Here is a 24,573-nt window from a genome sequence, read left to right on the forward strand (position 1 = left end):
ACAAAGATGAGCGGGACAGGACGCGAAGAAGAGAAACAAGTGGACCGCAATCTGAGGATCGGCGGGCCATCCGGGAAGGACTTAAAATGGTCGTCGGCGCTAGAAGCGCCGTTCCGCGTCACGGGCTTGCCGTGGCTGGAGCGGGATGGCGTCTACCGGAGGTTGCCGGTACATACCAGCCATGCGATCCGGCCGGAAGTCGATCGGCTGGCGAATTACACGACCGGCGCACAGGTCCGTTTCCGGACGGATTCCACGAATCTGTACGTGCGGGTGAAGCTGGCTGCCCCCTATAACATGTATCAGATGGCCGCTACGGGCCAATGCGGCGTTGATTGTTATATCGGGGCGATCGGTGAGCAGAGGTATATCAACACATCGCGCTTCGACTTTGCCCGGACGGAGTACGAATCCGTGCTGTTCGACTCGTTGTCTCGGGAGATGCGCGACATTACGTTGAATCTCCCCTTGTATCAGGGAGTAACGGAGTTTCTGCTCGGCGTCGATCCGTCGTCGAAGATCGCAGCGTTTCCGGGTTTCCCCGTCGACAAGAAGGTGCTCCTCTACGGAACGTCGATTACGCACGGTGCGTGCGCGACCCGGCCGGGCATGGCTTACCCGAATATTCTAAGCCGAATGTTTCCGCTGGAATTCGTCAATCTCGGATTTTCCGGCAACGCTCAGGGGGAGCCGGAGCTCGCCCATCTGATCGGAGAAATCGAAGCCCCGGGTTTGCTGATTCTGGATTACGAGGCCAATACGCCGAGCGCGGAGCGGCTTCGCGAGTCGCTGCCCGAGTTTATCCGGATCTACCGCGCCTGTCATCCCGTCGTTCCGATTCTCGTGCTGTCGCAGATTCGGCTGGCGAGAGAGGCGTTCGACGGAGAACAGGCTTCCCGGAGGGAGGAACGCAAGCGGATGCAGCGGGAAGAGGTCGAGCGGCAGCGCTCCTCGGGAGATCGCAACGTTCATTTCTTCGACGGCGCGTTGCTGCTCGGCGAGGATCCCCAGGATTGCACGACGGACGGCATACACCCTTCCGATCTGGGATACGACCGCATCGCGAAGGCGCTTCAGCCGATCATCGCCGAACTGCTGCATGCGGTCATCGAACGACAAACGAGAAGGGAAGACGGGGAATGAAACGAGCAAAGCCGAGTAATCGATTGAAACGAGTCACGCTGGAAATGAGCTTGAAGCCTTTTACGAGCATGGAACCGTCTACGATCGAAGCGGTATGCGAGGAGGCGATTCGGCAATGGCTGCCTCTGATCGGCATGGCGGATAGCTGCTCGATGCTCCTCTGGGTGGCGGACGGCAGCGAGATTCTCGTCTGGGACGGCAATTGGGAGCGCGAGATTGAATGGGGGCGCTATATCGGCTTCGCGAACGAGGATAAATTCGGACATACGGATAAGAACGATCCCCGCGTAGCTAAGGTTTACCGGCCGGACGCTTGCGCGATTACCTACGCAGATCTTCGCGATATCGTCGCCGCCTTTAAGCGGATCGCCCGAGAGAAGTTCGGCGTCCGGATGGAAGTCGGCGCCACATTCGACGCGGGTCCCGAATTCGCGTATTCCGATTTCAAATACAAGCTGCATCCGGAGATTAACCATGCCGAGCTCGGCGGCAAGGAGGTCGCGCTGAAGGCGGACTACACCGTAGTCTGCACTTGGTCGAAGCTTCGGGAGGATCGGACCGCGTATGCGGCTTATCCGGATGGCATACCCGAGGACACGCCTTTCGGGGAGTTTCTGGGACGACAATGCAACAGCTTCCTGCCGGAGCTCGGGTTCAACTATATTTGGTTCTCGAACGGCTTCGGATTCTCTTATTTCCCTTGGACTTATTTGGGGGCGAACTACGATGGAGCTTCGATGCCGCTGGCCGATCGCGAAGAGCTGGCGGGCAAAACGCTGTCGTTCTGGGAGCACTTCAAACGGGAATGCCCAGAGTACCGCACGGAGGTACGCGGCACCAACTTCGGGACGGGGATGGATCTCGCCAAGGACTTCGTTCCTCTTGCGGAGCTGTACAAGAGAAAATACATCGAGTATCCGCCTCCGAACTCGCCATGGGGAGCGCTCAACTTCGACTTCGGGCTGGAAATCACCTCGCACATGTCGAGAATCGCGGTGCTGCCCGGAGACGCGTATCCGTATCGCTTCTATCCGAACGACCCTTGGTTCTGGCAGAATCCTTGGTGGGACCTGTACGACCGAGAGCCGCACGACATCTATTGTCCGCTGACCGTCGCCCGGATGAACGGCGATGCTGAGCTTGAGAATCCCGGCATCATCGAACTGCTGACGATCGATACGGAGAAGGGCGAATTAAACGCGGATTGTCCGGCGGAGGTCATTCCCCATTTGCGAAGAGCGATCCAGGACTTCCCCGATCAAGCGGGCATCTTAACTTGGTTGTATCCGTTCGGGGAATACCACGAGGCCGTCGCGGCATCGGAGGATGAGTCGAAGACGATTTTCTTCGAAGAGTGGTTCGTGCGCAATGCGGTTAATCAGGGCTTGCCTCTCAATACCGTACTGAGCACGGATGAGTTCGCGGCTATGACGGACGAAGCAAAAGGGAAGCTGCGGGAGACGATCGTTTTCGTTCCGGCTTCTGGGTTAACGGGCGCGAATGGCAGGCTGCTGGCTTCCTTTGTTCGCGAAGGCGGGAAGGCGATCGTCTATGGGACAGTTACCGATCCGCAGTGGCAAACTTTGCTGAACATCCGGCAGGATCGCGGTCTGGAGGGAGAATTCGTGCTTACGTGTACGCTACAGCCCGACACGATACTTGATGATACGGAGGCTTTCCGGATCTTCAAGCACGATCCGCTGATCGGCGGGGGAGCGCTGTGCGAAATCCTTGCCGACGAGGTCGATCGGGCTACTAAAGTATGTGCGAAGGCGAGTCAAGACGATCAAGCCCGGATTCTCGCGTTGACAAGGGAGCTGCCGGAGTGGAACGGCGGTAAGGTTGGCTGGGTACGGGGTTCTCTGCCGTTCGAAGGAGGAACCGTTACGCAGCTTCCCGTTCGGCAAGCCGATGACTACGCGGATCTCTCGATTCTCGTTCGGCAGCTGCTCGCTGAATTCGGATACGAGCTGCGGCAGACGAAGCCCGAAGAAACGAGTAAGCCGGCTCTTCTGTTCGTCTCCCGTCATGACAACGGCTTTTACTTCACGGGATGCCGGCAGGATACTTCCGTTGCCTTGCGCATGCGCTTCCCCGACGGGGTTCCGGTCATTCCCGGTCAGACGGTCAGAGCCGGGAAAAACGCAGCCACTTATTCTTTGGATCGAACGTTTCACGACGAATGCCGCGTTTTCGTCGATCAGCTTGAGACGACGACCGTTTTCTGCCGGGAGTACATGCCTAATCCTACGCCAAGGAAAGTATCGGTCCGGTTTATCCACGTCACTGGCCTGCGCGAGGCAACGGTCACGATCTACCCGCCATTAGCCAGTCTGGAAGCGGGGACGGTCGAGGTAAGAGCTGACAATGCTTATGTGAATCTGGAAGGCCGCGTTTGCGGCGATAGGGTAGTTATCCCGAATATAAGCGGCGAGATGGAAATCACTTGGTAAATCGAGGGGGAATCGAATTGAAGCACAAATTTGCCGTTCAACTATATACGCTGCGCAAGGAATGCGAGGAGGATTTTCCCGCCACGTTGAGAACACTTGGCCGCATGGGATGGGCCGGGGTGGAAACGGCCGGCCTTCACGGCCATTCTGCGAAGGAGATTGCTGAAGTGCTGAGGGAGACCGGATTGAGGACGGCAGGCATGCATGTCTCTGCAGAACGATTGCGATCAGATACGGAGAGCGTCATGACAGAGGCGACACTGTTGGATACGAAGCATCTGATCTGTCCGTCCGTACCCCATGAGTGGCGCAACGAACAAGGCTACTTAAGGTTGCGGGAGGAACTGAACGAGGCGGCTGCCAAGCTGCGGTCAGAAGGCTTCACGGTCGGTTTCCACAACCATGCCTTCGAGTTCGATACAAGCGTCCACGGCATGGATGCGCTGAGTTATCTAATCGAACCAGTGTCGGATAATGCCGTGCTGGCAGAAATTGATGTATACTGGGTAAAAAAAGCAGGCCATGAACCAGCGTCATTCATAAAGCCTTACAGCGGCCGAATGCCCACGATGCACTTGAAGGATATGACAGGCGATGAGCGCAGGACCTATGCCGAGATCGGTACGGGAATTATCGACTTCGAGTCCCTGCTTACATGGGGAGAGAGGAACGGCGTGGAATGGTATGTTGTAGAACAGGATATTTGCGAGTGCGAAGCGCTCGACAGCATAAGGATCAGCCTGGGCAACCTGCACGCTCTCGCCGACCAGCTGAAGGCAATTTCGGAATAAGATCGCACGAGGGACTGGCGGATGCCAGTCTTTTCGGCATTGTCTATGCAAGGCGGCGGAAGCTCCCCGCTAACGTCGCGACGAACCTGAGGAGGATAACCGCATGAAGCGATTTGGGGTCAAAGCTTATTATGCCAAAATGGTTCTCTGGATCAGCATAGCGATCTTGCTCATCATCATCGCGTTGTCGGCGGTCGTCTACGTCAACACCCAGAAGTTGCTAATGAAGAACGAGTATGCCTCCAACCAGAAAATCCTTTTCCAAGTGAAATTTAATATGTCGTTCATGGACGATACGATCAGCAGCTTGTGCAAATCTCTCTTTCTGAATAGCGACGTGGGCGCGGTCATGTATGCTATGCAGGAAAATATGGTCGACGTGGCCAATCGCCTGAACAAAGTAACCAGTTCCATCACATCGACCAATCCGTATATCCATTCCGTAACGATCTACAACCGGAATCTGGACCAGACCTACAGCGCGGGAAGTCCCTCGTTCTTCGAGGACCAGCTGCTGGGAGCGCTATACCATTCGGAGCAGCTGCCGCCGAAAATGAAGCCGATTTTCCGCGATATCAAGAAGCTGGTGAACAGGGAGACGAAGCCTGAGTATGTTTTCTCCTATATCATGTATGAAACTTCAGCAGATGATCTCAAGCCCGACGGTGTTATTATCATCAACGTCCGGTCGGAGTGGCTGCTCGACAACATCCGGCAGATTAATATGATCGACAAGCGCAAGGGAGACAATATTTTTCTCTTGGATCAATCCGGCGAGTTTTTGGCAGACGGCACGGGCGACAGCGAGATTATGCGATGGGTGAAATCCGATCTGGCGGACTATAAGGCCGCCCATCCAGATGTCGGTTCTGATGGATTTTTCCAGAGCAAGCACGGCGGCACCCCTTACCTCGTGACGTATTCGAGCATCGAAAGCGCCGGGCTAACACTACTGAAGACACAGCCGGTTCTCGAAGTCTACCGTTCGATCGCAAGTCTCCGTACCAGCATTATTATCATCACGCTAATTGCCCTCGTTCTGGCATTCGTCATCTCGATTCTGATCTCTCGCAGAATTTATCAGCCGTTCGGCAACCTCGTGAATGCAATCAGGCGAGATAGACACCGCGGATCAGGGGAGGACGAAGTTGTCGACGAAATCTCCTATCTGAACACTGTTTACCAGGAATCCTTGGAAGAGCTCGAACTGTTTTATAAGGAGAAGCACGACAACATGGATGTAATGAGGCATTATTGGCTCAGCCGATTGCTCGACGAGCGCTTTGCGGTTTCTCGGCATGAGCTTGCGGCGTTGTTCAAGGAAATGAGGATTTCTCTGCCCGTAGAGGGCTCGCATGCGGTATGTTTGTTGAAAATCGATAATTACAAAGAGTTCCAGACGTCTTTTGGCGCAAAGGATAAGGAAATGTTCCGATTCGCGCTGCTCAACATCGCCTCCGAGATCGTAGCTAGATCGTATCCGAATGAAGGAATCGATATGAAGGAGGATCATGTGCTGCTTATCGTAAGTGTTCCGGAGCAGGATAACGTTTATTCCGCGGAGTTGGTTACGCTGCTGACCGAGGCGCAAGACCATTTCTCCCGATTTTTCAAAGTCACTTTCACAGCTTCGATCAGCGACAAGACGGATACGCTTAGCGGTTTGCACTCCCTGTACAATCAGACATTGGATCTAGCGATGTACCGACTGCAGCTCGGACATGGTTCGGTCATAACACATGCACGTATTCGCAAAAACACCGAAAGCAAAAAATCCAGCTATTCGAAGGAATTGGAAGAATGGCTCGTGGAAACGATCAAGTCGGGCAATGTCGCTGCGATGAAGGATGTGCTGGCGAATCTGTTCGGGGAAATGGAGACGCTGAATTACCACAATGCTTTGGTCTCGATCATTAGGCTGGTCGATACGGCGATTGAAGCGTTGGAGGAAGCGAACATATCCGCCGCGCCCTCACTTCAGATCGCTTCAATCGGCCGCCACATTCTGGAGAAGGAGACGATGGCCGAAATCCATCGGATCATAAGGGGCGGACTTCAGGACTCTATTAACAAGGAACTGACCGAGAATACGGATACGCTGAACTCTTTCGTCGTGGATGCGGTTACGGAATATATTCATAAAAATTATCAGGACTTGTCCTTAAGCCTACCCTCAATCGCATCCATGATGAAGATCTCCTCACGTAACCTGAGCAAGATTTACAAGGAAGCGACGAATTTGTCGATCCCTGATCTGATCAACGGCGTGCGGCTGTCCAAAGCTGCAGAGCTCCTCATTCAAGAGGATCTAAGTGTCTATGAAGTCGTTCAGAGGGTAGGGTTTACAAACGAAACCTACTTCTTCAGCTTGTTCAAGAAAAAATACAAGGTTACGCCTAAGGAATATGCCCTACAAAGGAATGTGAACAAGATTAATTAATGTGACTGCAAGAGAATAGATTCGAGAGCCAGAGCTTCGGTGATAGCCGCCGGGGCTCTGTTTTTCCGTTTAAACTCCGTTTTAAGGTAGTGGCTGTGGCTTTTTGAAGGAAAATACCGTTTTTAAAATATACAGCTGCGCCTTCCGCACCTAAAGTTGGGGTAGGACAAAACGCAACACGAAAAGGAAGTGCAGGACGCATGATCAGGATTATCAAAAAGAACGCGGGGCTGTCGATGCTGGCGCTGCCGGGATTTCTGCTCATAATTATTTTCAATTACGTGCCGCTCTACGGGTTGTTGTTGCCCTTCAAGTCCTACCGTTACAACTTGGGGATATGGAACAGCCCTTGGGTCGGATTTGACAACTTCGGTTACCTCTTTCACGGCGATGCGCTGTATCGGGTACTACGGAATACGATTCTCTACAACATGACCTTCATCGTGCTCGGAACGACTCTCTCGGTGGTGGTCGCATTGCTTCTGTATGAGTTGAGCCGTCGATTCGTGAGAGCGTATCAAACGATTCTGTTCATTCCTTATTTCATTTCATGGGTCGTGGCCGGGTTCGCGTTCCGCTCGTTGTTCGATATGGAATATGGCGTTATCAACCGTTTCTTAGTTTCTCTTGGCGAAGAGCCTATCATGTGGTACAGCGATCCGAAATACTGGCCTTACATTATTGTGATCGCGGCGGTATGGAAAGGTCTCGGTTACAGCTCCGTCATCTATTACGCAGCGCTGATGGGCATCGATTCCGAATATTACGATGCAGCCAAGATCGACGGAGCAAGCAAGCTCCGGCAAGCGTTCTCTATCTCGGTGCCGATGATCAAACCGATCATTATCATGCTGGTCATTCTGCAGATCGGCAGTATCTGCTACAGCGATTTCGGACTGTTCTACAACGTTACGTTGAACTCGTCGTTGCTCTATAGCACCACGGATGTTATCGATACGTTCGTCTACCGCTCGTTAATCGATTTGGGTGATATCGGGATGGCATCAGCGGCAGGGTTCTTCCAGTCGATCGTCGGCTTCTGCCTAGTTCTCATTACGAATACCATCGTCAAAAAAATAAATCCGGAAAACTCTCTCTTCTAAGGGGCTAAACCATGAAAGAATACGCAACGACGCTCGCAAGAAGACCGCTGCCCGTCGGAAAGCTGATCATCCATCTCCTATTCATAGCTCTATGCGCAGCCTGCATCTTTCCGTTCTTGGTCATCATCGGGACTTCCGTCCAGAGCGAGAACGATATCGTGAAATTCGGGTATTCCATCATACCGAAGAACTTTACCTGGGATGCCTATCGGGTTATCTTGCACAGTCCGCAGACGTTGTTTCAATCGTATTTTGTGACGATAACGACGACCGTCGTCGGATCGATCGTCGGGATGTGGGTGACGACCACCTATGCGTATGCCATTTCGCGAAAGGATTACCGCTTCCGGTCGTTCCTAGCCTTCTTCATTTTCTTCACGATGCTTTTTCACGGGGGGATGGTTCCCTCTTACATTCTGATGGTCAAGTGGCTGGGATTGAAGAACACCATGCTTGCTCTCATTCTACCTTATCTGATTAGCGGATGGTTCGTCATGCTCATGAAAGGATTCCTGCAGACGATTCCGGAAGCGGTCATCGAGTCCGCCAAAATCGACGGAGCGGGCGAACTGAGAATTTTCGCGCAGATCGTCATTCCGATATCCAAACCAGCGCTTGCCACGTTGGGGCTCTTCTTCGCTCTTCAATACTGGAACGACTGGTGGCTGACCTTGCTCTACATCGAGCATGACCATCTGATGAAGCTTCAATACTTGCTCATCCGCGTCTTGAAGAACATGGAGTATTTGAACTCGGCGGAAGCCATTCAATACGGACTGGTCAAGCCGGGAATGCTCGTGCCCTCCCTAAGCGCAAGAATGGCGATGTGTATTCTGGCCGCAGGACCGATGCTGCTCGTATTCCCGCTGTTCCAGAAATATTTCGTACAGGGCTTGACGGTTGGCTCTGTTAAAGGTTGATAATTACTCCATAAGACTTACTGGCTTATGGATGCTAATTATAGATGAAACGCAAAAAAAGGGAGGCAATCTAAGTGAGTCGTACAAAGGCGAAAGTATCGAAGAAGTTGCTCTTATCAGGAACGGGAGCAATACTAGCAGCAATGTTTATCATAAGTGGTTGTAATTCGAAGGATAATGCAGCATCGAGTCCGAGCGGTAGCTCCGAAGCGTCGCAACCCGCATCCGAGGCCTCACAGGCCGCCTCTCCGGAGGATTCCGGCAGCGAAACGAAGGATTTCGTCAAGCTCAGCTGGTACATGCCAAAGCCGATCGACAGCATGAAGGATCAGGATACGGTCGAAGCGGAAGCGAACAAGATTATCTCAGAGAAATTGAATGCCGAGCTGCACCTCAATTTGATCGACAACGCCGGCTGGGAAGACAAAATGAAGCTGATCTCGGCAGCGGGCGAGCCGTACGATATCGTATTCACGACCTTCTCATCCAACCGGATCAGCGATAACGTGCAGAAGGGCGCTCTTCTGCCGCTGGACGATCTGCTTCAGAAGTACGGTCAGAACATTCTAGCCAAGGTAGATTCCCGCGCTTGGAAAGCGGTGACCTATAACGGCAAGATCATGGCAATTCCGGCGCAGACTCCGTACTCTCCGGCAGGCGCCCATGTGTTCAAGAAGGATATGGTAGAGAAGTATAAGTTCGATTATAAGAACGTCAAGAGCATTCAAGATTTGGAGCCGTTCCTGGCAGAGATCAAGAAGAACGAACCCGATATGATTCCGCTCCTGGCTACGGCCAACGGGACGGCTTCGGGGGTTACCTTGTACGATTACACGACGATTTCTCCGGGTATCTCTTATAGCGAACAGGACGGCAAAGTCGTCAAGATTCTGGACGTCGCACAGAACAAGGCCAACTACCAGACGATCAACGATTTCTATAAGAAGGGTTACATCGCCAAGGATGCGGCCATTAAGACGGATTACCTAGCCGAAGCCAAATCTGGAAAATACGCCGTCATGCGCGATTCCGGCGGGTATACAGAGGACGGTTCGAAGTCGACGGCTACTTATGGCTTCCCGACGGTGGAGACGCTGTCCGGCTATCCGACCATCTCGACAAATTCAATGACATCGGCCGCATCGGCCATCAGCGCCACATCCAAAAATCCGGAAAGAGCGATGATGCTGCTTGACCTGATCTGGGGCGATAAGTACTTGTTGAACACGCTTGCCTATGGCGTCGAAGGCAAGAACTACACGGTCAAATCCGGAACGGTAAAAGACGGCAATCCGACGATCGAAGCCACGAGCGGCTCGGAACAAACGTGGGCGATCTGGCACAACTGGCTTGGACCTCTATGGGACCAATGGGATTCCAACTGGAACTCCACTGCCGCGCTGGAAGCGATGAGGAAGAATAACGACAACGGCAAAGCCTCGGGCATTCTCGGTTTCATCTTTAATCCCGAGTCGGTGAAGACGGAGATCGCGCAAGTGAGCGCCATCCAGAAGGAAGCGAATCCGATCCTTACGACGGGCTCCATGCCGGACTTCGAGAAATATTACACGAACCTGCAGAAACGATTGGACGATGCCGGCATGGACAAAATTCTGGTCGAAGCCCAGAAACAGTTCGACGCTTGGAAATCGGCAAATAGCTAAATCGATTTGAACCCGATCGAACCGACGACGGCGGCTCTGCTACATGGTAGTAGGGCCGCCGTTCTCTTCAAACGTTAATCATTCCGATGCCGGTTAGCGGAACAACCAAGGAAGGGACAACGACGATGAAACGAACGATCCTATTGACGGGAGATTGGAAGTTAAAAGGCGAAGGCGAACGACCGGAAGGCGGTCCGGCGAGCATCGATATCGATGCCCGCGTTCCCGGACACGTGCATCAGGATTTGCTCGCGGCGGGATTTATCGCCGATCCGGGTTACCGTAAGCAGGCGGAAGATTGCGCATGGGTCGAGCATTGGCGATGGACGTACTCACGCGAATTCGAGGTCGATCGCTTGGACGCGGGGCGTACGGTGCTGGAATTCGAGGGGCTGGATACTTTCGCGGATGTGTATCTGAACGGGACGCGAGTAGCGCGGACGGACAATATGTTCGTCCGATACCGCTTCGACGTATCGGGATTTCTTCGGACGGGAACGAACGAGCTCGAGGTCAGGTTCCTCACCGTCGCGGAGGGAATTGAGAATAAGCCCTATAGCGGTCGTGGAGCGGCGTTCACGAGCGAACGTCTCTACGTGCGGCGCATGCAGTGCACGTTCGGATGGGATTGGGTGGGACGTCTCGTCAGCTACGGCATCTGGCGTCCGGTCCGTCTCGTCTTCGAGGACGTCGCGGCGATCGACGATCTCTATGTCCATACAAAGGCGATCGACGGAAGGGGAGCGGCCATCGGCTTCGCTTTGGAGACGACCCGGCATGACGGGCAACCACTCAGAGTAGAGGCTGTCATCCTCGATCCTACCGGCCGCATCGTATGGCAGGTCTCGCGGAAGTTGCTTGGGAACAAGCTGGATCTGACGGCGGACTTGGCGGAGCCCGAGCTCTGGTGGCCTGCGGGATACGGCAGTCAACCGTTGTACAAGGCGGTCGCGAAGCTCTACGGAGAAGCGGGAATCGTCGACGAGTGGAAGTGCGCGTTCGGCGTTCGCACGGCGCGAATCGAGCAGCTTCAGGATAAGCCAGGGAGCGCCGAAGCGCGGACAACCGAAAAGTTGCGCGCTCGAAGCGCGGAATGGGACATTAACGGGGAGCGGCCCGGAAGCGGGTTCACGCTGCTGGTGAATGGCGTTCCGATCTATTGCAAAGGAGCCAATTGGGTGCCGAGCGATCCCTTTCCATCGCGCATCCCGAATTCGCATTACGAGAATCTGCTTCGTCTCGCCCGGGATGCAGGGATGACGATGCTTCGCTGCTGGGGCGGGGGCATCTACGAACCGGAGCTCTTCTGGGACTGGTGTGACAAGCTGGGAATTCTCGTCGTCCAAGATTTTATGATGGCATGCGGTACGTATCCCGAAGAAGACGGGGAATGGACTTCTTCGCTAACCGTCGAGGCCGAAGGTGTCATCCGTTCGCTTCGCAACCGCCCGAGCCTCGTCTGGTGGAACGGCGACAATGAGAACGGCATGTTCGATGACGAAGAAGATCCGGACTATCCCGGACGGGCGATCGCCGAGCGAATTACGGGCAGGCTGTGCGCGGAGCTCGACCCATCCCGTTCGTTCCTGCCGACGAGCCCGTTCGGCGGCAACAAGAACAACTCGTTCACGATCGGTACCGCCCATTACACCGGTGCGTTGTTCGATATGTTCGACTTCTTGCGCCATACGGAAATGCGGGGCTATCGATCTTACTTCGCGGGATTGCTTAGCCGGTTCTGTCCGGAGTTCCCGATGTTCGGCACGCCGGAGATCCATTCTCTAAGGCGGTTCATGAGCGAGGAGGACCTGAACGATCCTTCGTTCGACATGCTGGAGTATCATACGAAGAACCATCCCGGGCTGGTCGACTTTACGCTCTTCCGCGCTCTTGAGATGCTTGCCGATAAGCTGATGACCCCGGCCGTCGCGACGGTCGAGAAGATTCGGCGCATGTCCTACGTTCAGCATGAGATTACCCGCCTTGTCGTCGAGGCCTACAGACGCAGTCGGCCTTATACGGGCGGCATTCTATTCTGGATGTTCAACGATTGCTGGCCTGCGAGCGGATGGAGTCTCGTCGATTATTACGGGTACCCGAAGGGCGGCTACTACGGATTCAAGAAAGCCGCCCGACCGATTGCCGCTTCTATCGAAAGGAAGGAAGAAGACGGTCGATACGAGTTTTGGGTCTGCAACGATAAGCCGGAGGCGATCCGGGGAACGGGAACGCTGCGCGTGCTGAAGCTGGCCAGCACGGCCGACGACTCCGCCGTTTGGACGCGGGAGTTTGATTTCGAGGTCGGAGCCGGAAACTCGTCTGCTGTCGAAACGGTGTTATTGGAGGATCTGGAATCGAAGCTCGACGACCGTCACGTTCTGGTCATGGATATCGCCGGTCCATTCGGCGAAGACAGATGCATGTATTTCACCGGCATTCCGGCTGACATGAAGCTTCAGCCTTCCGGAGTGCGAATCGAGTCCAGGGAGGACGAATTCGCAGGCGGGAGCCTGGTCGTTACCGCGGACAGGTATGCCAAAGCCGTCCTGTTGCACGGCGAGTTTGTTTTCTCGGACAATTATTTCGATCTGTTGCCCGGCGAGCGAAGAACGATCGATTATCGGAGTTCGATTACGGAAGCTAGCGGTGTCAGAGACGAGGGGAATTGGGAAATCGAGCTGATCAGTTGGAATTAATCATTTATCAATCATTCAATCAATCTTGCAATTCGCAAAAAGGTGGAAGAGGAAATGAGTATAGCTGCGTTTACGAAGGCGAAAGCCCGCATAGGCGTCATCACGGTCGGTCACGAACCGTATTGGGGACAATTCCCAGGGTTGAAGGAAGAGCTTGAAGGTTACGGACGCGAGTTCGAGAAAATGCTAAGCGGTTACGACGTGGAGATCGTGTCGGCCGGATTCGTCGACAACGTGGACAAATCGTTCGCTGCGGCCGCTCGATTGAGGGTCAGCGATGTCGACTTCCTTTTCTGCAATCTCGGCACGTACGTGACATCGTCGTCGGCTGCGACGGCCATTATGAACCTCGGAGTGCCGACCGTGCTGGTTGCCCTGCAGCCGCTTAAAAGGTTGGACTACCGGAATACGACGACCTATATGCAGCTGGCGAACGATAACATTTGCTCGCTGCCCGAGATCGGCGGCGTGCTCGTGCGCGCGGGCAAACCGGCTGCGGGCATGATCGTGGGGACGCTTCGCGACGATCCAAGGGTCGCCCGCGAATTGAAATCGTGGTGTCAGGTCGCGAATGCGCGGCGAGCGTTCAAGTACGCGCGGATCGGCTACTTGGGCCATACTTACGAAGGCATGTACGATATGAATTCCGACCCTACCGCGTTTACGGCGGCCTTCGGATCCCACGTCCAGATGCTGGAGATGTGCGACCTCGCAAAGCTGGTTAACGGCGCGAAGGCGAGCGAAATCGCGGATAAACTCGAAGAAATCAAGGCCGTCTTCACGATCGCCGATCCATTCATCGATCCGATCACGAGGCCGATCAAGCAAGCGGATCTGGAATGGTCGGCCAAAGTGGCCGTCGGGCTCGACAAGCTGGTCATGGAAAACGGATTGACCGGCTTGGCTTATTACTATCGAGGACTGGACAACAACGAATACGAACGGATCAGCTCGAACATGGTCCTCGGCAATTCGCTTCTCACCGGCAAGGGAATCCCGCTCGCGGGAGAAGCGGATCTCAAGACGTGCGCGGCGATGCTGATCATGGACCGGTTGGACGCGGGCGGTTCCTTCGCCGAGTTGCACCCTTGCGATTTCGTGGACGAGATCGTGCTCGTCGGGCATGACGGTCCGCATAACGTCAAGATCAGCGACAGCCGTCCGGTCATTCGCGGTTTGGACTTGTTCCACGGCAAAAGCGGCTCCGGCATTGGCGTGGAGTTCAGCATCCAAGCCGGACCGGTTACGCTACTCGGCATCTCTCAGACCGCGGACGGCCGCTTCAAAATGATTGCCGCCGAAGGAGAATCGATCAAAGGCGAAATTCCACAAACCGGAAATACGAACACGCGCTGCAGCTTCGATTGCAGCGTCGCGGACTTTATCGAGAGATGGTGCGCCGCCGGACCTACGCATCATTTTGCTCTGGGCGTCGGACATAAGGGCTCGCAGATCAAGCGATTGGCGAACGTTCTCGGCATGGAGCTGGAGATGGTCTGAATCGTACTAGTAAACCAAAAAGCATCGCCTATGCGGCTATAGCCTATAGGCGATGCTTTTTTCTGCGATGGCACAATTAACTAACTTGAGTCTTCCGATTTCCCGCAATAATTCTGAAAAAGAGCTGACGTGTAGACAATAAGTCAACAGACAATAAGTAACATTTTCGCCGTTACTTATGGTACGTTTCACCGTAACATCTATAAAGCGAAAAAAGCTTGCGACCTTAAATAAAGTTGCAAGCTTTTTTATACTATACAAGCTCCTGTAGTTATAATAGTTCCATTATAATTTCAGCAAATCCTAAGTATTTCAAGGTTGAATTCTTGCTTGTCCCCTAAATAAAAATCAGATCCAGAAAAGACTCGATTAAATAGACTGGATTATCCAGTCCTTTTTCAGTTTCAGAATGCTGAGATAAATTCAGATCAACTAGACCATGAATAAATGCATACATAATTGCGGTAGATTGAGTTGGAGTTTTCCGGAGGTTTCCTGCCTTTTCTAAACACTTTTCTACAAGCTTAAATATACCAAAAGCAGAATAATAAAGGTCAGGGTATAGTTCCTTATCCCATTGCTTTCGAAACATCAAATGGTAATGCTCCTGATTTTTGATGCCAAAATCAAAATAAGCATACAAAATAGCATATATACGTTTTCGCGAATCGTTTATGTTTTCAGTTATTTCGTGAATATTGCTGGTTAGCATATCAAAATTCTCAGCCACAATAGCTGCCAGCAAATCCTCCTTATTTTTGAAATGTCTGTACATCGCACTTCGGGACAAGTTCATTTCTTTTCCAAGTTCACGCATACTGATGCCGTCAATGCCTTGTTTATCAATCATTTGTCTGGTGATATGAATCAGCTTTTGTTTAGTATCGTTCATAATAACCTCGTATCCATGGATTAAATATTCATGTTCAAATTTTACACCAGCATGTTGACAACGTCAACATAAAGGGTTTATAATCGCCCTGTGTTGACAGTGTCAACACTTGAAGCGATCTCACCTTCAGATTATGGAGGCCATACCCTTAAGGAGAGTGTTTACAGAATGAGTCCACGGAAACAAACGGTTATCATAACAGGCGGCAACTCAGGATTAGGATATGAATGCGCTAAAAAAGTAGCTGAGTTTGACAAAAATAATCATGTGGTGATCGCTTGCCGCAATGCAGTTAAAGCCAAGAAAGCAGTAGACTCGTTAATTCAGGAAACTGATAATTCAAACATAACTTCCTTGGAGCTTGATCTTTCGTCTCTGGAATCCATTAGAGGTTTTGTACACGAGTTTTCACAAAAGGATTATCCGCCTTTATATGCACTTGTATGCAACGCAGGTGTACAGTTTATCGATAAAACACACTTTACAAAGGATGGGTTTGAGGCCACCTTTGGAGTCAATCATCTTGGACATTTTCTCTTGGCAAATATGTTACTTGAGCAAATAACGCATTCAGGCAGAATCGTGTTCGTCAGCAGCGGAACTCATGATCCATTGAAAAAGACTGGAATGCCAGCACCTGTCTTTGTGGCCCCCAAACTATTGGCCTATCCTGACCACACGAGCTCAAACGAAGCTATATTTTTAATTGGCAGACGTCGCTATACAACTTCAAAGTTATGTAATCTATATTTCACCTACGAGTTAGCTAGTCGAATTAATCAACAAACAGAAACAAATATAACAGTAAATGCGTTCGATCCAGGAATGATGCCAGGTACGGGACTTGCTCAAAGCTATACTCCATTTATGAAATTTGTTTGGAAGTATGTTCTACCTGCTTTAACGCTATTTGTCCCTAATGTGAATACTGTGCGGCAGTCCGGAAAAGCTCTGGCTGCTCTAGTAACCGATAGCAAGCATAATCGAACGACCGGGAAATATTTTGAAGGTACCAAAGAAATACAATCCTCCGAACTCTCGTATAACAATGAGAATAGAAAACAGTTATGGAAAGTCAGTGTAGAGTTATCAAAATTAAATAAAACGGAGACGATTTTAGAAGCTTCGCAATAAAAGAAACGGCTGAAAAATATAGCGTTATGGACACTAGCAGATTAGCTGACTTTGGCATAACAAATATCAATGCAAAAATCTTTTCCATCAATCCCAAACTTACTGAAATCAATAAAGGAGCTGAGCCAGACCACCCCTTCCGATTCAGCTATACGAAATTCTTAGTATATCAAACTGGCGAATCAAAATTTAGAAAAGTGCGATAATCTGCTCATTAAAGACGCCACGTGTAACTTACCCATTTGGATCCTACCTTATTAGAGCCAGCAGGATTACCTTGGTTATCTTCACAAATCATTACAAAGTCATGGGACTTTTCTAGTTGATTTTCAAACTCCTTAATTTGGAGCCTTACGGTGATATTCGTTTTGCAAAGAGCTTCATCTTCAATTGAAATAAATTCGTAAGAGGTTAGTGAAGGTTATTTGGCGTGCTTGCTTTCAATATAGCATATGAATTAGCGTGATATTACTGGAAATGTTGACATGCTATTAGCTGGTATAGATGAGAAACGGCAACCGATCTTCTAGCCGACTGCCGAAGCTTCAACCCAAGTAATGAAAACCGAACATGATCATTTATCCGGCCAGCTTTTTCCTGATTTCATTCCAGAAGCCCGTGTTCTTCCGATTCAAATGTTTCTCGTTGTAAATCAGCAGATCATAGGAGGACCACATTGTAGATGCTCGAATGATTGCATATGCGCCCATGGCGATCAAAACGACGCAAACCGGATAATATGGGACCAATGCGCCTTCGGAGATCCCCTTTTTCTCCAAGAAAAAAGCCATTCCGCCTATCGCAACCATGCCAGCTCCGGCGATGATCACGGCTGAATACCTCCTCTTCAATCGATTAAAACGTTCTGTTAATTGCTTTACATAACCCTGATCCAGCATAAGGGCATCTTTCTCCAACACATGGTAGCGCTCCTCGTCCTTCAGTATGGCGGACAAGAGGACAACGGCACCCGACGCCCCCAACAAAATGATAAGGAAGGAATAAACAACCGGGTCTTGGCGAAACATCAAATACGGCAAGCAGGCCAGAATGAGCAGGCACAAGCCCGTCGCAATGCGGTTGGACGACTTCTGCTGATGACTCAAATACCCTTCCGCCATCTCTTGGCTGACATAATACCCACGCTCTTCCCCACTGTCCTTCTCCTCGGTCTCCTTCAGCAAGTAATCAATGGACACCTCGAACAGGTTGCCGAGCATAAGCAGCTTTTCAGTTTCGGGAAACCCTTGTCCGTTTTCCCACTTGCTGATTGCCTGTCTAGTTGTGCACAGTTTTTCGGCCAGTGCTTCCTGGGAGTAACCCTTTTCTTTTCTTAGTCGCAATAATTTTTCGTTAAATGACATCGGCTTGCTCTCCTTTGCTGTTTGTACCTGAATTATAGAAAAACAACGGACTCGAAGCTATATGCTTGAGGTTGCGTTTGCGCCACTTATGGTTGCAAATGCGTAATACTCAGTATCGGGTCAAATTAGGACATATTCATGACATCCGATAACTTCGTCGTTTCTGTCTAACAAAAGGCAGCCCGTTTTAAAGGCTGCCCTTTGTCCTTTTTGAACTATCGTGTCCCGTTAGCCTAGCGTCTCATGTAATGATCGGAACTCATCTTCGAGAATAGCCATCGTGATAATATCATGAAATTCCCCATTCATATATAGAGCATCTCGCTGTAACCCTTCTCGTTTAAAACCGATTTTCTCGTAAACATGGATCGCTCGTGGGTTAAAAGTATAAACCTCTAAATGAACTCGATGTAGCTTTAACACGTTAAAGCTGCATCGAAGCATTTGGATCATAGCTTCCGTACCGTAACCTTTACCTCGATGATGATTCCCTTGAATTGCAATACGGATACTCGCGCTTCGGTTGATAGAATCGATTTCATTTAACACGACCTCGCCCAGCAGTTCGTTAGTTCTTTTCAATAAGATCACAAAATCAACACGATCGCTGTTTATGACGCTGATTTTCCTAATCCAAGCGGCAATTTCATCACGGGTGAATTCTCTTTGTGAGCCCGTCAGCCGATTACTCTCAGGATCTTGTAAAAAAGTAAAGTAATCATCCAGATCGGACTCCTGAGCAAATCTCAAAAAAATATCACGACCCTCGATTTGAATCCCTGTTAATTGCGCTGTCCTACTGCTTGTCATAATGCGGTTCCTCCTTGAAATTATTACAATCCCATATTACACAACTATTTATATCCCGATCTCCCGCATTTTCGCCATGACCTTCTCCATCCTATCCTCAATATCTACACCACTATACTTCGGAAGCCGCATTTCGCTCACGATTTTTCCGTCGCACATAAACATAATACGCTCCGTCTTCGCCGCAATCTTGGCGTCATGGGTTACAAGCATAATAGCAGTACCAGCCGCGTTGATTTCGGAAAATAGATTCATAATGTCCTGTGCAGCTTCCTGATTAAGCGCACCGGTAGGCTCGTCACCAAAAATAATCTGCGGATTGCTCATAAGGGCGCGGCAGATACCCGCACGCTGAAGCTGTCCTCCCGACGCCTGGGTAATGTCCCGCTTTTCCAGCTCTGCTATGCCCACCTTTTTCATAAGCGTTCTCGCCTGTTCCGTGATTGCCTTGACGTTCCTTCTGTTGTCACGCATGGACGGAAGAATGATGTTATCCAGAATGTTCATATTCTTCATCAACGTAGGCTGCTGAAACACAAAGCCCATTTGGGTTCTGCGCAGGTTAGCCAGCTCATTTTCGCGGAGTGCTGATAAATCCCTGCCGTCAAAAGTAACCTTCCCGCCGTCAATACGGTCCATCCCGCTCATCGCGAACATCAGGGTCGACTTTCCCGAGCCCGATGGTCCCATCACCGACACGAACTCCCCGTCGTTAATGTGGGCGGACACTCCGTCAAGAACCTTGCGCCAGTCATCACCCTGGCCGTAAACCTTTTCTATATTCTCACCGGTTATAATCTTCTTCATATTCATGACCTACTCCTTAATATTGCCGGATATTGTGATTTGTCCCGCTCCCGATGTGCCGATCATCGTTGCGATAAGTACTGAACCAATCAGCATCAGCGGGCACAGCAGATACGCCGATAGCGGATTGACCACAAACGTAAACGACGATGCGCCAAACGAAGAAATAATTGCGCCTGACAATATCTCTCCGAGCGTGTTAGCCAGAAGCGTCCCGAGAACAATTCCGATAATGAGCACAACTACCGAACGCGAAAAATACTGTGTTCTCAAATCAGAGCTGGTAAAACCTAATGACTTCATGACGGCAATCGAATATCGGTCCTTTGTAACAAGCATTCGCATGAACAACACCGTAACCAGAACACTTATAACCAGCATCATCACAATTGCAATCTGTGAGGCCTTACCGACAGAGCTAATGGTCGAGCCGAAGGTCTGCGTAACATATTCATCAATGTCTGATACCTTGGCAAAACGAAATCTTTCCGCATATTCCCTAACTTTTCCGTCAACAACAGCTTCATCTGCAAGCTCCGCATAAATAACGGACCACAGCCTATCCTCCGAACGCTCTGTAATAGCAGCCTTGGCGGTCTTCCCGCCATTGGTAATGTCTGAATACATTCCGCATACCGTGAGATCTCTGGCCTTCCCGTCAATCAACAGCGTAATGACATCGCCAACCTTCTTACCCAGTTCATCGGCGTTCATCACGGACAGAGCAATTTCGTTGTCTGCGGCTGGTCCTCTGCCTTGGGAATACTTCACCGGGAAAATCGAATGGTCGCCGAGCTCGATTTTGAGCCTCTCCTCCGATCCATCCTGCCTCCTTGTTGTAAAGGTTTCCGTTGTAAGCACGACATATCGGGATATGGAGGTGTCGCTCTCCATGACCCTTGCAACTTCCGCTTCTTTTGCAGCGATATGGTCCGTCTGTTGAATGTCCAGGCGCATATCGCTATTGCCTATCCCCATATAGGAAATAAAGCTTTTGGCGGAAATCGTGTTGTACAGGTTCTGGGGAACAATCATAATAAATGAAGCAATCACAAGCACAGCAAGCATTGTCGCGTATAGACTTGTCCTTGCGAGCACATCCTTGACGCCGAGAAAAATATTCGTGTTCAGCAGCCTGTTTGCACTCAGCGTAAAACGCCTTGCTCCCGCGGATTTGTCCTGTGAAATTCCGAACCGAACAGCTTCTGCAGCGGAGATTTTCCGGAAGCGTCTCAGCACGCTGCTCACATAGCCAATGATGGCTAGGAACACTAGCACTACGCTGATTACTCCGAACAACAAGGCTAAGGAAGAGTTCTCGCTCCCTCCCATGTATAACCTTATATTTTCAAGCAGCAAGCCTTTGAACACAAATGAAAGGGCAAATCCAACCATGCAGCCAAAGGCCGCAATTCCCGCGTACTTCGCAAGATAAATCTTTTTAATATCAGATACACGTAATCCTATTGCTTTCATAACACCGATTTCGCGGTAATCACTCTCGACGGTGGCAAGGAGCGTAAAGCGTATACACATAAATGCGATGGCAACGACAAGCACGCTTACTAGAAGGATGACTGCAATCATAAGTCCGTCGGACATGGCATTCAGCATTTTGAACAGGGGGTAGGTGAGCGTGGGGCCATTGCCTTCAAGCTCCGCAGAGGCGTAATCATCTTTGAATGCCCCGAGCATGGATAAGTCTTTGAGTCTGAACTCAATCAGGTATTCGGTGCTTCCGGAGCTCTGTATTTCGGCGTAGTCATGTTCGCTTACAAGAAATCTTTTGGACGAGGCGAGCAGCGAATTCATCTGAGAATCACGGAGAAATCCAGCAACGGTAAATGTCTTTCCGCCGATTACAGCCGTATCCCCGGTCTTCGCGGTGCCGTCCTTCCTATAGCCGATTGGAACATAGAGCTCCCCGTCGGATACCGTGATCCTATTCCCGTCAAGGTCAAGCAGGTAATCAAATTTCCCGCTCTGCGTGCTAAAGCCGTTGTCCTGAACATTGTCCACAAGCGAGTTGCCGTTAATGACAATCCGCGAACCATCAACATTGAGAAACTCAAGCACTTGAAACTCGTCAACCTTATTGTTCTGGTCCGCAAAAGCCGTAAACCGTGCCCTATCCAGTTCCCCTGAATGCATCTGCAGAAAATGCGGGGTTTTTGCCTGCGTCATGAGTGTATCAATTGCACCCGTAAGATTGACGACAAGTATGGACGACAGAGAGACAAGCATAGCCGCGGCAGCGACGAAGATCATGGTGGTCAGCGTAATTAGTTTGCTTTTTAACATATCATTGCGGATTATCCGGTAGTACATACGTCACCTCTGTCTTCAAGCCTTTTAATAGATTTCAGGTTATACAAAATTACAGAAGCAGCACTTAACAGTATTCCGGCGATGATAATCAGAAGTCCCGTTCCCCGGCCGCTGCCTGTACCGATGATCCTGCCCACACTGCCCGCAAGTTCTCCGCCTTCAATCAGCAATGGAGTGAACACATAATCCGCAAGCACACCCGACAGCATATAGGCAACAATGAACCCAAGCTGTGATAATAACCCGATCAGTGACCAAGCCCTGCCCTGAACAGAATTGTCAATGTTGGTGCGGACAAGATAATCCAAGGTTGTGTTGACAAATGGCAGCATGGCAAAAAAGAGAAACCCCGAAATACCCAGAAGGATAATATTTTCCCGAAGTCCAAATACCGCCATGAATATGCCTTCCCAAAATAGCGAAAGTGAAAGGATTTTGACAAAACTCCTTTTGATCCGAACCATTCCAATCAGCACACTCGATACAAGCATCCCCAGAGCGATAATGGTCTCAAGCGTTCCTAATACAGCGCTGTCCGAAAAAGCAAGGATCATGGGCATAGTAAGCGTTTCGATGAAACCAAGAAAAAAGGTCATTACGGAGGTCATAATTACAAGTACAAGCACACCTCTGTTACTAGAAACGGCTCTCCACCCTTCCTTAAATTCACGCATGAACGACCCGGTCTGTTCAGACTTCTTGGAAGCAAGGCCCCTGCGTACCGCAAGCGTCGAAGCAACGGTTACAAAAAAGGTGCAGATGTCGATAATAAGCAGCAGCTTCACATCAGAGACAATCAGCAGATATCCCGCAAGTGCCGGGGAAATCAGATATTTGGCTGAGCCTGCCACCTGAACAAAACCGCTTGCCTTCGTATACTGCTCCTCGGTAAGCAGATCCGTAACCGTAGCTTTATACGCAGGATCAAGCAGCGATGAGAATACCGAGCTTAAGGTCACTCCCACGCAAATCTGCCACAGCTGTGCTTCTCCGTTAAGCAGACAAATCAGAATAAATACAAGTCCTATTGCAGAAAGGCTGTCGCCCAGTATCATTAGAATTCTCCGGTCATAGCGGTCCGCAAGCACTCCCGTCACGGGACTTAACAGCAGTGATGGCATAAATGCAAGCAGAGTGACCAGTGCCATGGCCGATGCCTGCCCTGTCTGCTGATAAATATAAACCCCAAGCCCAAATGCTGTAAGCCCGCTTCCAATCGTTGAGACAAGCTGTCCCGACCACAGCAGAATAAATTTGCCGAAAGCTCCTCCCGGATTATTCATTGCCGTCTCTACCCTTACCCAATATCTGCATAACGTTCATCAGACTTCCGCTTTCGGCACCAAGCAGCCTTTCTACGTTAAAAATAAACGACAGCATACGTGAAGTACGCTCCTCGTTCGTCAAATCAACCCTATCATCATCAAAGATGGCATTCGCATATACGATAACCATCTCCATACATTCATACGGATACGGCGTGTTGAACTTTCCCTGCTCAATACCCTCGCGGATGATTGGTGTCAGGATCGGCGGAACGCCGCTTATAATGACCTTTTGTATCTTCTGATGCATCAGCGCGTTCTGGGGCCTGTGAATATGCTCCATAATTTCCTTGCCGCTTCCGCTCCCGTTTTCGCTGCTTATGTTCAGTGCCATGACCACGCGGAGAATGCGCTCGATGACGGGTACGCTCTTATCCAGGGCAACTTCCTGCGCTGCACCTAAAAGATTGATGCTGTACCGCTCAATCAGAGCGTCCATAATATCCTCCTTCGACTTGAAGTGATGATATAGCGTTCCCCGTGCGATTCCCACCTTGACCAAAATATCGTTCGTACTTGTACCGTCAAATCCCTTCTGCCCAAAAAGCTCATCCGCCGCGTCAAGTATTTCGTTTCTGCGTTCTTCTGCTTCTTTTACAACTCTCATCGTTGCATCTCCTTGTTATCTGCCAGGTTATGCATGAACAGATCGACCGACCGACTGTCTGTCTGTCACTTATGAAGTTAATGATAGCATATTGTTTGAAGGAGTGGAAGTAGGCAGGGCATAAATCATGGGAAAGGTTTGGGAGTCATTCCAAAGCCACAACTCTAGTAAATAGCCGGAGTTGTGGCTTTGGTCGGGCCTCGCTAAGAGTCTACTTCTTCTGCAGATGGCACCTTCCATCCCGGGATGAACTGTCGCACTTCATATACAATCCGTCACAAAGATAAAGTAGGGGAGCCACTCTCGTAGCTCCCCCCTCACCGGCCATATGATAGAAGAGACCTCCGTTCCCATGAGGCACATGGGAACGGAGGTCTCTATGATACGAGTTCAGGCTTTTGAGCAATTCCGTATGTATTATCACTGAGGGGTATCGCCATTAAAAAACCTTATTCCGGTTTTTTTCTTTTTTGCCATGATGTTGTTTGTTTAATCATTTGCAATCCGCACCTCCTATTTGCTCATAGGCCTTATCGTTCATCTCGTATCTCTTGTTTTCCACTTTTTTTCGCCGTCACTTATGGTAGGGTTCCCCG

Annotated in this window: 18 protein-coding genes; 11 read left to right on the plus strand and 7 right to left on the minus strand. The window is 50.5% G+C overall.

Features of this window, described 5'->3' with window-relative positions; translation table 11 throughout:
* Positions 1-6 precede the first annotated feature (6 nt).
* The 9 genes from M1K58_RS14345 to M1K58_RS14385 all read left to right on the plus strand — a co-directional run bounded on the left by M1K58_RS14345 (position 7) and on the right by M1K58_RS14385 (position 14,710).
* Positions 7-1,143 (plus strand): SGNH/GDSL hydrolase family protein, encoded by a 1,137-nt coding sequence (locus tag M1K58_RS14345; RefSeq protein ID WP_256759537.1) that lies wholly within the window; start codon positions 7-9, stop codon positions 1,141-1,143.
* On the plus strand, positions 1,140-3,596 hold the full coding sequence (locus M1K58_RS14350) for a hypothetical protein (RefSeq protein WP_256759538.1): 2,457 nt from the start codon (positions 1,140-1,142) through the stop codon (positions 3,594-3,596). The genes M1K58_RS14345 and M1K58_RS14350 overlap by 4 nt, the downstream gene beginning before the upstream one ends.
* 17 nt (positions 3,597-3,613) lie before the next feature.
* Positions 3,614-4,387, plus strand: coding sequence for a sugar phosphate isomerase/epimerase family protein (locus tag M1K58_RS14355; protein WP_256759539.1), 774 nt, complete (start codon positions 3,614-3,616; stop codon positions 4,385-4,387).
* A gap of 103 nt (positions 4,388-4,490) precedes the next feature.
* The gene (locus M1K58_RS14360; RefSeq protein WP_256759540.1) at positions 4,491-6,827 is read left to right on the plus strand and encodes an AraC family transcriptional regulator; all 2,337 of its coding nucleotides are present in this window, start codon (positions 4,491-4,493) and stop codon (positions 6,825-6,827) included.
* 200 nt (positions 6,828-7,027) lie between these two features.
* Positions 7,028-7,930 carry an ABC transporter permease gene (locus M1K58_RS14365; protein WP_256759541.1) on the plus strand — a complete coding sequence of 301 codons (903 nt, stop codon included), beginning with the start codon at positions 7,028-7,030 and terminating at the stop codon, positions 7,928-7,930.
* A gap of 11 nt (positions 7,931-7,941) precedes the next feature.
* Complete coding sequence (locus M1K58_RS14370; protein ID WP_256759542.1) at positions 7,942-8,850, plus strand: carbohydrate ABC transporter permease; 909 nt, start codon at positions 7,942-7,944, stop codon at positions 8,848-8,850.
* A gap of 74 nt (positions 8,851-8,924) precedes the next feature.
* On the plus strand, positions 8,925-10,514 hold the full coding sequence (locus tag M1K58_RS29690) for an ABC transporter substrate-binding protein (protein WP_256759543.1): 1,590 nt from the start codon (positions 8,925-8,927) through the stop codon (positions 10,512-10,514).
* 125 nt (positions 10,515-10,639) lie between these two features.
* Positions 10,640-13,210: a beta-mannosidase gene (locus tag M1K58_RS14380; RefSeq protein WP_256759544.1), complete on the plus strand. Its 2,571-nt coding sequence runs from the start codon at positions 10,640-10,642 to the stop codon at positions 13,208-13,210.
* 54 nt (positions 13,211-13,264) lie between these two features.
* Positions 13,265-14,710 (plus strand): L-fucose/L-arabinose isomerase family protein, encoded by a 1,446-nt coding sequence (locus tag M1K58_RS14385; RefSeq protein ID WP_256759545.1) that lies wholly within the window; start codon positions 13,265-13,267, stop codon positions 14,708-14,710.
* Positions 14,711-15,047: 337 nt separating this feature from the next.
* On the opposite strand, the gene M1K58_RS14390 is transcribed toward M1K58_RS14385, so the two are convergent.
* A complete protein-coding gene (locus M1K58_RS14390; RefSeq protein WP_256759546.1) occupies positions 15,048-15,602 on the minus strand; it encodes a TetR/AcrR family transcriptional regulator in 555 nt (184 codons plus the stop codon).
* Positions 15,603-15,770: 168 nt separating this feature from the next.
* Between M1K58_RS14390 and M1K58_RS14395 the strand changes: the two genes are divergently transcribed.
* Positions 15,771-16,736, plus strand: a complete 966-nt coding sequence (locus tag M1K58_RS14395) for an SDR family NAD(P)-dependent oxidoreductase (protein ID WP_256759547.1) — start codon at positions 15,771-15,773, stop codon at positions 16,734-16,736.
* A 26-nt stretch (positions 16,737-16,762) separates the two neighbouring features.
* Positions 16,763-16,942: a hypothetical protein gene (locus M1K58_RS14400; RefSeq protein ID WP_256759548.1), complete on the plus strand. Its 180-nt coding sequence runs from the start codon at positions 16,763-16,765 to the stop codon at positions 16,940-16,942.
* Positions 16,943-17,314: 372 nt separating this feature from the next.
* Here M1K58_RS14400 and M1K58_RS14405 read toward each other — a convergent pair whose 3' ends face one another.
* The 6 genes from M1K58_RS14405 to M1K58_RS14430 all read right to left on the minus strand — a co-directional run bounded on the left by M1K58_RS14405 (position 17,315) and on the right by M1K58_RS14430 (position 23,977).
* Positions 17,315-18,100, minus strand: a complete 786-nt coding sequence (locus tag M1K58_RS14405) for a helix-turn-helix domain-containing protein (protein ID WP_256759549.1) — start codon at positions 18,098-18,100, stop codon at positions 17,315-17,317.
* Between the two features lie 228 nt (positions 18,101-18,328).
* Positions 18,329-18,910 carry a GNAT family N-acetyltransferase gene (locus M1K58_RS14410; RefSeq protein ID WP_256759550.1) on the minus strand — a complete coding sequence of 194 codons (582 nt, stop codon included), beginning with the start codon at positions 18,908-18,910 and terminating at the stop codon, positions 18,329-18,331.
* A 48-nt stretch (positions 18,911-18,958) separates the two neighbouring features.
* Positions 18,959-19,717, minus strand: coding sequence for an ABC transporter ATP-binding protein (locus M1K58_RS14415; protein WP_256759674.1), 759 nt, complete (start codon positions 19,715-19,717; stop codon positions 18,959-18,961).
* A 9-nt stretch (positions 19,718-19,726) separates the two neighbouring features.
* Positions 19,727-22,045, minus strand: a complete 2,319-nt coding sequence (locus tag M1K58_RS14420) for an ABC transporter permease (RefSeq protein WP_256759551.1) — start codon at positions 22,043-22,045, stop codon at positions 19,727-19,729.
* On the minus strand, positions 22,030-23,328 hold the full coding sequence (locus tag M1K58_RS14425; protein WP_256759552.1) for an MFS transporter: 1,299 nt from the start codon (positions 23,326-23,328) through the stop codon (positions 22,030-22,032). The genes M1K58_RS14420 and M1K58_RS14425 overlap by 16 nt, the downstream gene beginning before the upstream one ends.
* Complete coding sequence (locus M1K58_RS14430) at positions 23,321-23,977, minus strand: TetR/AcrR family transcriptional regulator (protein WP_256759553.1); 657 nt, start codon at positions 23,975-23,977, stop codon at positions 23,321-23,323. The genes M1K58_RS14425 and M1K58_RS14430 overlap by 8 nt, the downstream gene beginning before the upstream one ends.
* Between the last annotated feature and the right edge of the window lie 596 nt (positions 23,978-24,573).

This window comes from Cohnella sp. WQ 127256, from assembly GCF_024519285.1.
In the GTDB taxonomy this organism is placed as follows: domain Bacteria; phylum Bacillota; class Bacilli; order Paenibacillales; family Paenibacillaceae; genus Cohnella.

Excerpts from the sequence above, each read along its gene's own strand:
- M1K58_RS14360 (WP_256759540.1), top strand. The coding sequence starts at position 4,491 with ATGAAGCGATTTGGGGTCAAAGCTTATTATGCCAAAATGGTTCTCTGG.
- M1K58_RS14345 (WP_256759537.1), top strand. The coding sequence starts at position 7 with ATGAGCGGGACAGGACGCGAAGAAGAGAAACAAGTGGACCGCAATCTG.
- M1K58_RS14415 (WP_256759674.1), bottom strand. The coding sequence starts at position 19,717 with ATGAAGAAGATTATAACCGGTGAGAATATAGAAAAGGTTTACGGCCAG.
- M1K58_RS14370 (WP_256759542.1), top strand. The coding sequence starts at position 7,942 with ATGAAAGAATACGCAACGACGCTCGCAAGAAGACCGCTGCCCGTCGGA.
- M1K58_RS14350 (WP_256759538.1), top strand. The coding sequence starts at position 1,140 with ATGAAACGAGCAAAGCCGAGTAATCGATTGAAACGAGTCACGCTGGAA.
- M1K58_RS14410 (WP_256759550.1), bottom strand. The coding sequence starts at position 18,910 with ATGACAAGCAGTAGGACAGCGCAATTAACAGGGATTCAAATCGAGGGT.
- M1K58_RS14400 (WP_256759548.1), top strand. The coding sequence starts at position 16,763 with ATGGACACTAGCAGATTAGCTGACTTTGGCATAACAAATATCAATGCA.
- M1K58_RS14395 (WP_256759547.1), top strand. The coding sequence starts at position 15,771 with ATGAGTCCACGGAAACAAACGGTTATCATAACAGGCGGCAACTCAGGA.
- M1K58_RS14365 (WP_256759541.1), top strand. The coding sequence starts at position 7,028 with ATGATCAGGATTATCAAAAAGAACGCGGGGCTGTCGATGCTGGCGCTG.
- M1K58_RS14390 (WP_256759546.1), bottom strand. The coding sequence starts at position 15,602 with ATGAACGATACTAAACAAAAGCTGATTCATATCACCAGACAAATGATT.
- M1K58_RS14405 (WP_256759549.1), bottom strand. The coding sequence starts at position 18,100 with ATGTCATTTAACGAAAAATTATTGCGACTAAGAAAAGAAAAGGGTTAC.
- M1K58_RS14425 (WP_256759552.1), bottom strand. The coding sequence starts at position 23,328 with ATGAATAATCCGGGAGGAGCTTTCGGCAAATTTATTCTGCTGTGGTCG.
- M1K58_RS14420 (WP_256759551.1), bottom strand. The coding sequence starts at position 22,045 with ATGTACTACCGGATAATCCGCAATGATATGTTAAAAAGCAAACTAATT.
- M1K58_RS14380 (WP_256759544.1), top strand. The coding sequence starts at position 10,640 with ATGAAACGAACGATCCTATTGACGGGAGATTGGAAGTTAAAAGGCGAA.
- M1K58_RS14385 (WP_256759545.1), top strand. The coding sequence starts at position 13,265 with ATGAGTATAGCTGCGTTTACGAAGGCGAAAGCCCGCATAGGCGTCATC.
- M1K58_RS14430 (WP_256759553.1), bottom strand. The coding sequence starts at position 23,977 with ATGAGAGTTGTAAAAGAAGCAGAAGAACGCAGAAACGAAATACTTGAC.